General features: G+C 68.7%; 8 protein-coding genes. 4 read left to right on the forward strand and 4 right to left on the reverse strand.

From position 1 onward, the window contains the following. Nucleotides 1-79: 79 nt before the first annotated feature. Nucleotides 80-1,231 (reverse strand): ISAs1 family transposase, encoded by a 1,152-nt coding sequence (locus AB0I73_RS29790; protein WP_363042490.1) that lies wholly within the window; start codon nt 1,229-1,231, stop codon nt 80-82. A 431-nt stretch (nt 1,232-1,662) separates the two neighbouring features. Between AB0I73_RS29790 and AB0I73_RS29795 the strand changes: the two genes are divergently transcribed. Beyond that, a complete protein-coding gene (locus AB0I73_RS29795) occupies nt 1,663-2,382 on the forward strand; it encodes an IS6 family transposase (RefSeq protein ID WP_363042492.1) in 720 nt (239 codons plus the stop codon). 13 nt (nt 2,383-2,395) lie between these two features. Here the strand turns inward: AB0I73_RS29795 and AB0I73_RS29800 are convergent, their stop codons facing one another. Then, entirely contained in the window at nt 2,396-3,739 is a 1,344-nt protein-coding gene (locus AB0I73_RS29800; protein WP_363042494.1) for a LacI family DNA-binding transcriptional regulator, read from the reverse strand. On the opposite strand from AB0I73_RS29800, the gene AB0I73_RS29805 reads away from it, so the two are divergent. Both AB0I73_RS29805 and AB0I73_RS29810 read left to right on the forward strand, forming a co-directional pair. After that, nucleotides 3,726-5,252: a glycogen/starch synthase gene (locus tag AB0I73_RS29805; protein WP_363042496.1), complete on the forward strand. Its 1,527-nt coding sequence runs from the start codon at nt 3,726-3,728 to the stop codon at nt 5,250-5,252. The two genes, AB0I73_RS29800 and AB0I73_RS29805, sit on opposite strands and share 14 nt — an antisense overlap. Nucleotides 5,253-5,275: 23 nt before the next feature. Beyond that, nucleotides 5,276-6,097, forward strand: coding sequence for an HAD family hydrolase (locus tag AB0I73_RS29810; protein ID WP_363042498.1), 822 nt, complete (start codon nt 5,276-5,278; stop codon nt 6,095-6,097). Nucleotides 6,098-6,177: 80 nt separating this feature from the next. Here the strand turns inward: AB0I73_RS29810 and AB0I73_RS29815 are convergent, their stop codons facing one another. Together AB0I73_RS29815 and AB0I73_RS29820 are read right to left on the reverse strand one after the other, a co-directional pair. Then, nucleotides 6,178-7,152, reverse strand: coding sequence for an MFS transporter (locus AB0I73_RS29815; protein WP_363042504.1), 975 nt, complete (start codon nt 7,150-7,152; stop codon nt 6,178-6,180). Further along, on the reverse strand, nt 7,086-7,613 hold the full coding sequence (locus AB0I73_RS29820; protein WP_363042500.1) for an MFS transporter: 528 nt from the start codon (nt 7,611-7,613) through the stop codon (nt 7,086-7,088). Before AB0I73_RS29820 ends, AB0I73_RS29815 begins: the two co-directional genes overlap by 67 nt. Before the next feature lie 207 nt (nt 7,614-7,820). Between AB0I73_RS29820 and AB0I73_RS29825 the strand changes: the two genes are divergently transcribed. Then, the coding region (locus tag AB0I73_RS29825) for a transposase (RefSeq protein WP_363042502.1) at nt 7,821-8,607 on the forward strand (787 nt) is incomplete at its 3' end.

The raw sequence follows: 8,607 nt of genomic DNA on the forward strand, positions 1-8,607 counted from the left end.
GGGTGGCCGAGTCGGTTCGCCCAACTCGCCCTGGACCTCAGGGCGATTGCAAAGTCCTTTGATCACGCGTCGGCGCAGGTCAGTTGAGGCCGAGGAGGGCCAGTGGCCGCTCGTGGGGGCGGAGGGCTGTGGCGCGGAGTCCGGCGGCGATGTTGGTGTGGCCGGCGGTGCGGAGTTGGTTGATGGCGAAGCTGCGGAGGGTGGCCATGTTCTCCGGGCTGTGCCCGGTGCGGATCTTGGAGGCGTCCTCGCGGAAGGCGGTGTCCCGGACGAAGTGGAGCCTGTTTTCGATCACCCAGTGCATCCTCAAGATCGTCGCGATCCGTTCCGGGGATGCCTGGCGGCTGGTCAGGTCGGTGATCACGTAGACGGTCTCGCGGCTCTGCTTGCCGGTCCTGATGTCGGTGCGGTGACGTACGACCTTGGCGACCTGGGCGGCGTGGGGGAAGTCGACGCCGAGGTCGGTGACGGTCAGGGCCTGCACCACGCGTGTCTCTTTACGCCCGTGGCCGGTGGTGCGGTCGTAGAACTTCGCCGTCGCCTCCGGCCAGGGCAGGGTCCGCGGCTGTTCGTAGAGGTTCTTCTGGTTCCGCTTCACCGTGAAGGCGTAGTGCGCCTTCTTCGCCTCGACGAAGAAGCGGGCGTGGTCGCGCTGGGTGTGCAGGGCATCGCCCGTCACGGTGACTCCTTGCAGGTCATAGGGGTCCAGGAGGGTGGCGAAGCACGTGATCTCGTTCGTCTTCTCGGGGACCCGCAGCTGGGTGACGGTCATCCCGGTGCCGGTCATCGCAGCGAGCAGGTGCGCGGCCGGGGTGGCGCCCAGGCGCGAGCCGCGGGCGCTCTTGCCGTCCAGGGCGAGGGTGTCGGTGCCGGCCGGGTCGTGGCCGAGGAGGTCGGCCAGGCCGCCGGGGCAGGTGTCCTTGACGACCCGGCGGATCGTCGCGCCGCTGGGCGGGATGCGCAGGGCCAGGGCGGTTGCGGTGCGGGCACCGAGCCGGGCCAGGACGTCCTGCGGGGCCTCGGCCGCCCACTCGCTGATCGCCACGAAACTCCTCGCACCGGTCACCACGGCGGAGCAGGCGATCAGCAGCACTCCCACGAAGGGGTGACGCTTCCCGCGCCGGCACCACGGATCGGCCAGTGCCCGCAGCCGCTCGGCCAGCGGGCCAAGCGCACGGCGCTGACGGGTGGGCGACTTGACCAGACAGACGGTGGCAGACTGACGGCACATCGAAGCTCCTTTGCGGGACGGCGACTTGGGAAGGTCACCTCCACAACGGAGCTTCGTTGCGTCCGATCGCGCACCCAACCAGCATCGTCATACCGCCGTGACCAGCACATCCGAGAGATCACCACGACTTTGCAATCGCCCTGGTCTCGTGGGTCCCTTGACGAATCGCAACAACCGCGGCCTCACTGGCCGAGGCGGTGTCCTGCGCGCAGGGGCTGTTGCATGATCGCGATCGGTCCGGAACGTCGGGCTGGTCTGGCCCTGGGGCGGACGTCCCGGTTCGGGCAGGGGCAAACGCAGTGCAGGCACGGTCTCGGTGATCATGTGAGTGTCGAAGTCCCATGAACACTTGGCGGGCATTGTCAGGTTGGCTGCGGGCCTGCCGATACGATGATCTTCGGGTTGGCTTGCCGGGTCCGGGAAGGGACAGCATGGAGGCCGCGACACCGTCGTACCAGGGCTTCCGCTACCCGGCGGAGATCATCACGCACGCGGTGTGGCTGTACCACCGCTTCCCGCTCTCCTTCCGGGAGGCCGGGGAGCTGCTGCTCGCCCGCGGCGTGATCGTCTCCCACGAGACGGTCCGGCAGTGGTGCGCCCGGTTCGGGCCCGAGTACGCTGCCGGGCTGCGCCGCCGCGGGCCGCGGACCGGCGACAAGTGGCACCTGGACGAGGTCTTCGTGAAGATCAACGGGGTGTGGCACTACCTGTGGCGCGCGGTCGATCAGGACGGCAACGTGCTGGACGTCCTCGTGCAGTCCCGGCACGACGCGACGGCCGCGAAGCGGTTCCTGGCCAAGCTGATGAAGAAGACCCGGTCGGCGCCGCGGGTGGTGGTCACCGACCAGCTCCGCTCCTACGGCGCTGCCCACCGCGAGGTGATGCCCTCGGTCGAGCACCGCTCCCACCAGGGGCTGAACCACCGGGCCGAGAACAGCCACCAGCCCACCCGGCAGCGCGAGCGCGCCATGAAAGGCTTCCGCTCGATGGGTGCCGCGCAGCGGTTCCTGGCCGCGTTCAGCGGCATCTCACCCCACTTCCGGCCCCGCCGCCACCTCATGACCGCACCCGAACACCGCACCGAGATGATCACCCGCTTCGCCACCTGGGACCAGATCACCGGAACCACTGGCCGACCCGCCGCAACCTGAATCACCGTCACCATCACGGCCAGACCCGTCCCGAAACCGCGCGCATCCCCAAGTACTCACTCAACCTGACAACGCCCGTCGGACAGCGGGCCGAGGTGGACCCGCGCACGATGAGCTCCGGCATGAGCAGGAACCCGTCGTCGTGCGGCCCGTTGGTCCTGCCGTCCGACAGCAGTGTGGCGACGGCAGCCATGGCGATCGCCCCGACTGGTTGGCGCACCGCGGTGAGCGGCGGCTTGATGAACTCCATGAACTGCGAGTCGGTGAACGTGACCACCGAGACGTGCTCGGGCACCGAGAGTCCGCGCTCGTGCAGTGCCTGCATGATGCCGAGGGCCGTCAGGTCGCTGTCGCACAGAACTCCTGTGCATCCGTCCTCCAGAAGCGTACCCACCACCACCCGGCCGCCCGCCACTGTGGGCAGCGTGTGATAGACGCGATGCGCTTCTGGCACCGCGTCAGGACGGCGTACCTCTTCCAGCGCGTCGATGAATCCGTCGATACTGCTGGCGGACGAGGGATGCCGGCTATTTCCGACGACCATCCCGATGCGGGCGTGCCCGAGTTCGTTGAGGTGCCGGGTAGCCATCCGCACGGCCGCACGGTTGTCGACGGAGACGGACGGGGCGTTGCCCAACGTGTCCCGGCCGTTGACGAACACGTAGGGAAGTCCCTGTCCCCTCAGCTCGGCGAGGGTGTCCTCGGAGAACACGGTGGTGTCGGGCCAGCCGGACACGAACACCGCGCCCGCCGCGCCGTGCTCGATGAGCAGGTCGTACGACTCGTGTGCCAGGACGGCGTCGGACGGCTGGACGTAGACGGCCGGCACATAGCCGTACCGGCGGACCGCCTGTTCGAGCTCTTGGACCAGAGCGGCGACGACCGGCATGCTCGTCAGCTCCGTGGTGACGAGCATGATGATCCGCGACGTCTCGCGCACCGAGCGATCGGTTTCCGCTCCTGCCTCATGCAGTGCGTCCAGCACGGCCTGCCGCATCTCATGTGAGACACCCTGCCTGTCGTTGAGAACGCGGGAAACGCTTGCTTCGCTCACCCCCGCCTTCTTCGCTATGTCCGCCAGCCGCACCCGAGCCATCGACTCTACTCCCACGCTCAGTAACCACCGCAGTACATCCTGACCCAAGGCCTGCCTGTTTGGAAGTGTTCGCCAAAGTGGCCACCGCCTCACGCTCTCGCGGCCGTTCACCGAGCACCCTCGCCGGCGGCCGCCGGCGACGCCGTGTTGCCGCCGCCCGTCGCACACGGTTCCGGCCCGGCATCTTTCAGCAGACACGCCACGGTGAAATGGGTCCGCAAATGCGCTGAAAGGTCGTCCATGGATATTGGGGGACCTCATTGAGCCAATTGCGTCGGCCCCCGTTTCCCGTGACGGCGCCCGGTCTTTTTCGGAGCAGACATCGATAAAGTGTCTCTACATCACTCAGGGATACGCCCCGCTCTTCTCCGAAGGCGGGTTGGGGCTGTCGAGCGCGGCGCTGCCGGCCGCCCTCGACGGTGGTCACGGCACACACCACGATCTGGTTCTGCCCTACTATCCATGCCTGGTGAACCGCCTGGAGCTGCGGATCGAGGAGGTCTGCGTTCTTCCCGAACGCCGGGTGACGGGCATCCGGGCCGGCGCCACAGTCCACCGGCTCCTGGACCACCAGCACAGCGGCGACATCTTCCTGATACGCGCGGACGCCTGGTACGACCGGCCGGGGATGTACCGGGACGAGCAGTACCGCCCCTTCGCGGACGAAGCCGCGCGAGGCGCCTTCTTCGGCTGGTGCGTGGCGGAGTGGGTGGCCGTGACGCAGCGGGGCTACGATCTCGTACACGGCAACGACTGGCAGTCCGGGGCGGCATTGGCCCACTTTCGCGACCGCTTTCCCGGCCTGCCGCAGATTCTGACGATTCACAACGGTCTGTACTCGGGCGAGCTGCGGATCGAAGAGCTGGACGCCCTCAGTCTGCCTGCGAGCGCTCTGCGGATGCTGCGGGAGCAGGCCGACGGGCGGCCGAGTCTGCTGCTCGCCGCGCTCCTCGCGGCCGACACCGTGGTGACTTGCAGCACGGGCTATGTCGACGACCTGCAGCGGGAGACGAGGGGTACGGCGGTCGGAGCCGCTCTGGAGCGGGTGCGCCCGACCGGCATCGTCTTCGGTGTCGACGCCGGGCTGTGGGATCCGGCCGCCGTCGACCGGCCGACCTATCCCTACGACGCGTCGACCGTGCAGTTGGGCAAGCAGATGAACAAGCAGGAACTGCAGAAGACACTGGAGCTTCGCGCGGACGAGAACGTGCCGGTGATCGGAGTGTGCTCACGGCTCGTGCACGAGAAGGGCAGCGACCTGCTGCTGGAAGCACTGGAGCCGATGCTGCGCGGGCAGACGGCACAGCTCGTGCTCATGGGTCCCGCCGACGGCCACCTCAAGGAGACGCTGGGTGCGCTGCGCGCGGACGTGCCCGAGTTCCTGGCCCATGTGCCGCGGTTCGACCAGGACATCGCCTGGCTCACCTACGCCGGGGCCGACCTCACCGTGATGCCCCCGCGGGTGAAGCCCTGCGGCCTCAACCAGCTGATCGCCTACCGCTACGGCACGCTTCCAGTGGCCAGCCCGGTCGGCGGGCTCCGCGGCACCGTGGTCGACGTACGCGTGGATCCGGCCGCCGGAGGCGGTTTCCTGATCCCGGAGCACAGTGTCCAGGCCGTGCGCAGCACCGTCGGCGAGGCACTCGCCTGGCTGGCGCGACCCGACGTGCCTGCGGCGGTCCGCACCCGGGTGATGCGCCAGGACTGGTCGTGGGCGAGAACAGCCAGGCAGTACGCGCAGGTCTACGCCGGTCTCGCCCGGCGGGCCGCGTGATGCCGGCCGGGCGGACCACCGTGGTGGCGACGGACCTGGACGGCACGCTGCTGCGCAGCGATCTCACGGTCTCCGCGTACACCCGGACCGTACTGCGGCGCCTGGACGAGACAGGGGTCCGGCACGTCATCGTCACCGGCCGCCCCGCCTCGGGATGCGGTTTCGTGTTCCGGGCTCTCGGGTACCGGGGCCTCGCCGTTTGCGGTCAGGGCGCCCAGGTCTACGACGTGGACCGGGACTTCCTCCTCACCCACACCGAACTGGACCGGGCCGCCGCGCAGGCGGTCGTTGCCCGGCTGACCCGTCGGGTCGGACGCCTGCACCTCGCTGTCGTCACCTCCGGCCTCCTGGGTGAGTTCGTCATAGCACCGGGTTTCAGCCGGGGTGACGAGCGCGAGCTGTCGCCCTTCCGCCTCGTGCCCAACGAGGGTCTGTGGAGCCGGCCTATCGACAAGGTTCTCCTGCGCCACGATGCGTTGTCCGATTGGGAACTGGCCGCCGAGGCCCTCGCGCACTGCGGGCCCGGACTGAGGGTGATGCACGCCGGCCCCGGGATCGTCGAACTCCTCCCGGCGGGCTTCGACAAGGCCACCGGTCTGTCACAGGTCTGCGCGGTGCTCGGCGCCACTCCGTCGGACGTCGTCGCGTTCGGTGACATGCCCAACGACGTCCCGATGCTCCAGTGGGCTGGTCACGCGGTCGCCATGGCGAACGGGCATCCGGAACTGAGGGCCGTGGCCGATGAAATCGCCCCCTCCAACGACGATGACGGAGTTGCCGTCGTACTCGACCGGCTCCTGCACGAGGCACTGCCGGAACCCAGCACGACGTCGGCCACAGGCTGAACGCCCGGCACGGACGATGGTGCCGCTCTGCGATGCGCGGAGCGGCAGTGGTCAGCGTGTGCGTCAGAGTTCCAGCAGGATCACCGCCGGTCCCGGCCCCGCAGCCACAAGCCGCTCACGGCGACCGCGGCGAGCACGGGGATGGTGGCGGCGAGTATCGCCGCCCGGTAGCCGTCGGTGAGGCCTGCGAGTCCCGTATCCCGGGTGAAGGTGGCGGCGACGGTGCTCAGGAGCGCAAGGTCCAATGCGCTGCCGACCTTCTGGGCCGTGGTGAGCAGACCGGAGGCGGCGCTGGCGTCGCGTGCGTCGAGCCCACTCGTCCCGCACACGGTGAACGTGACGAAGACCAGCCCTTCCCCGAAGCCGATGATCACCTCAGGGCCGAGCACCTCGGCCCAGTAGGCGGCACCGGACATGCATCCGAGCCACAGCAAACCAGCCGAGAAGAGGGACAACCCGCAGATCATCACGGGGCGGACGCCGAAGCGTGAGAGCAGGGATCCCGTGAGCCGGGAGGACACCGTTATTGCGGCGACGATGGGCAGAATGGCCAGACCCGCCGCCAACGGGTTCAAGCCCAGCACCTGCTGCACGTAGAGGCTGAGGAAGAAGATGACGGGCCCGATGGCCATGTTGATCAGTGCTGCGACAAGGTTGGCTCCGCGGATCTCCGGGATACGCAGGATGCGCAGCGGAAACAGCGGATCGGAATTTCGGTTCTGACGTACCACCACGAGCGACAGCACCGTCAGGGAAATCAGCACCAAGCCACACGTCCGCGCCGAAAGCAGCTTCGACGGTTCGGCATCGACGAGGGCGTACACCAGGAGGGCCATGCCGGCGCTGACCCCCACGGCGCTGACGAAGTCGACCCGCGCCCGTCCCGCGCCCCGGGAGTCCGGGGGCAGGAGCCGCTGCGCGAAGCAGGCCAGGGCCAGCGCCGCGGGGACGTTGACCAGGAATGTCGCCTCCCAGCCCACGAGGCCCGTCAGCAGCCCGCCCAGGAAATACCCCGCCGAGCCGCCGACCGCGGCAACTGCACCCAGCGTGCCCAGGGCCTTGTGGCGCTCTCGCCGTTTCCCGGCCGATCCGGGAAGAGTCCCACCAGTAGGGACAGCGCTGTGGGCGAGACGACGGCGGCAGCGAAGCCCTGGGCGCCCCGGGCCAGGATCATCACCTCCGGCGAGGAGGCGAGGCCACCCAGCAACGAGGTGAGCGCGAAGCCCACAAGTCCACCCGCGAACACCCTGCGACTGCCGAGTACGTCTCCCAGCCTGCCGCCCAGCAGCAGGAAACCGCCGAAGGTGAGGATGTAGCTGTTGGCCACCCAGGACAGACTGGAGACGGAGAACCCCAGTTGTTCCTTGATGGTCGGCAGGGCCACCTCGATGATCGCGGAGTCCATGTTGAGGAGGAAGTGACTGCTCACCAGGAGCACGAGCGCGGTGGCGCGTCCGGTGCCCGGTGGATCGAGGGTTACGGCGGATTCGTCCGCCCCCTTATCTGTCAGTGACACGCGGTTCCCTCACGACTCGATGATCGGAGCGCGCATGGAACAGCGGCTCCCGACCCGGGCAAGGTACTGACCGACGCGGCGCCTAACCTGCGCGTTTCGTCCGGGGTCGCGTCCGGATCATGATCGGAAAAGCGAAAGTGCCTTCTGAGCTGCAACGATGGGGCTTGTCTAAGGTCCCAGTCGTACCAGCAGGAAGGCGCTTTCTGCGTGCAGACTACCCGGTCACGCCCCAGGCTCGTCGTCAGCGCCGACGGGCACGGGGTGGTCAGCCACGCCGGCTCACGTCTGCTGGCGGATCTGGCCGACGCCACCTCGCTGACCAGCGCCTTCAGTCACGCTCTGCACCGGCTGCGGCCGCGTGGGACCGGGCACGATCCCGGCCGCGTCGCGGTGGACCTGAGGGTGATGCTCGCCGACGGAGGCGAGGCGATCCGGGACCTGGCCGTGCTGCGCGACCAGCGCGACGTGTTCGGCCCCGTCGCCTCCACCCCGACCGCCTGGCGAGTGCTCGCCGGCATCGACACCGCAGCCCTGAAAGCACTGCGGGCAGCCAGGGCCCAGGCCCGCGAGGTCGCCTGGCTGCACGCCGGCGAGACCGGGCACTCCATACCCGCATCACACGCCGGAGGGCGTGAACTACCCGGCCTGGTCCTGGACATCGACGCCACCCTGGTCACCTGCCACTCCGAGAAAGAACAGTCCGCCGCCACCTACAAACGCGGCTTCGGCTGCCACCCGATGCTCTGCTTCCTGGACAACACCGGCGAGGCTCTGGCCGGCATCCTGCGACCGGGCAACGCCGGAGCCAACACCGCCATCGACCACATCACCGTCCTCGATCAAGCCCTCGCGCAGATTCCCGACGCCCACCGCCACGGCACCCCGATCCTGATCCGAGCCGACAGCGCGGGCAGCGCGAAAGCCTTCCTCGCCCACCTGCGCGGCCTGCGACAGCGCGGCATCCAGACCACCTTCTCCGTCGGGCACGCCGTCA

The sequence above is a fragment of the Streptomyces sp. NPDC050388 genome (genome assembly GCF_040655635.1).
In the GTDB taxonomy this organism is placed as follows: Bacteria; Actinomycetota; Actinomycetes; order Streptomycetales; family Streptomycetaceae; genus Streptomyces.

Coding starts and splice junctions, on each gene's coding strand:
- AB0I73_RS29790 (WP_363042490.1), bottom strand. CDS start 1,231: ATGTGCCGTCAGTCTGCCACCGTCTGTCTGGTCAAGTCGCCCACCCGT.
- AB0I73_RS29795 (WP_363042492.1), top strand. CDS start 1,663: ATGGAGGCCGCGACACCGTCGTACCAGGGCTTCCGCTACCCGGCGGAG.
- AB0I73_RS29800 (WP_363042494.1), bottom strand. CDS start 3,739: ATGAGGTCCCCCAATATCCATGGACGACCTTTCAGCGCATTTGCGGAC.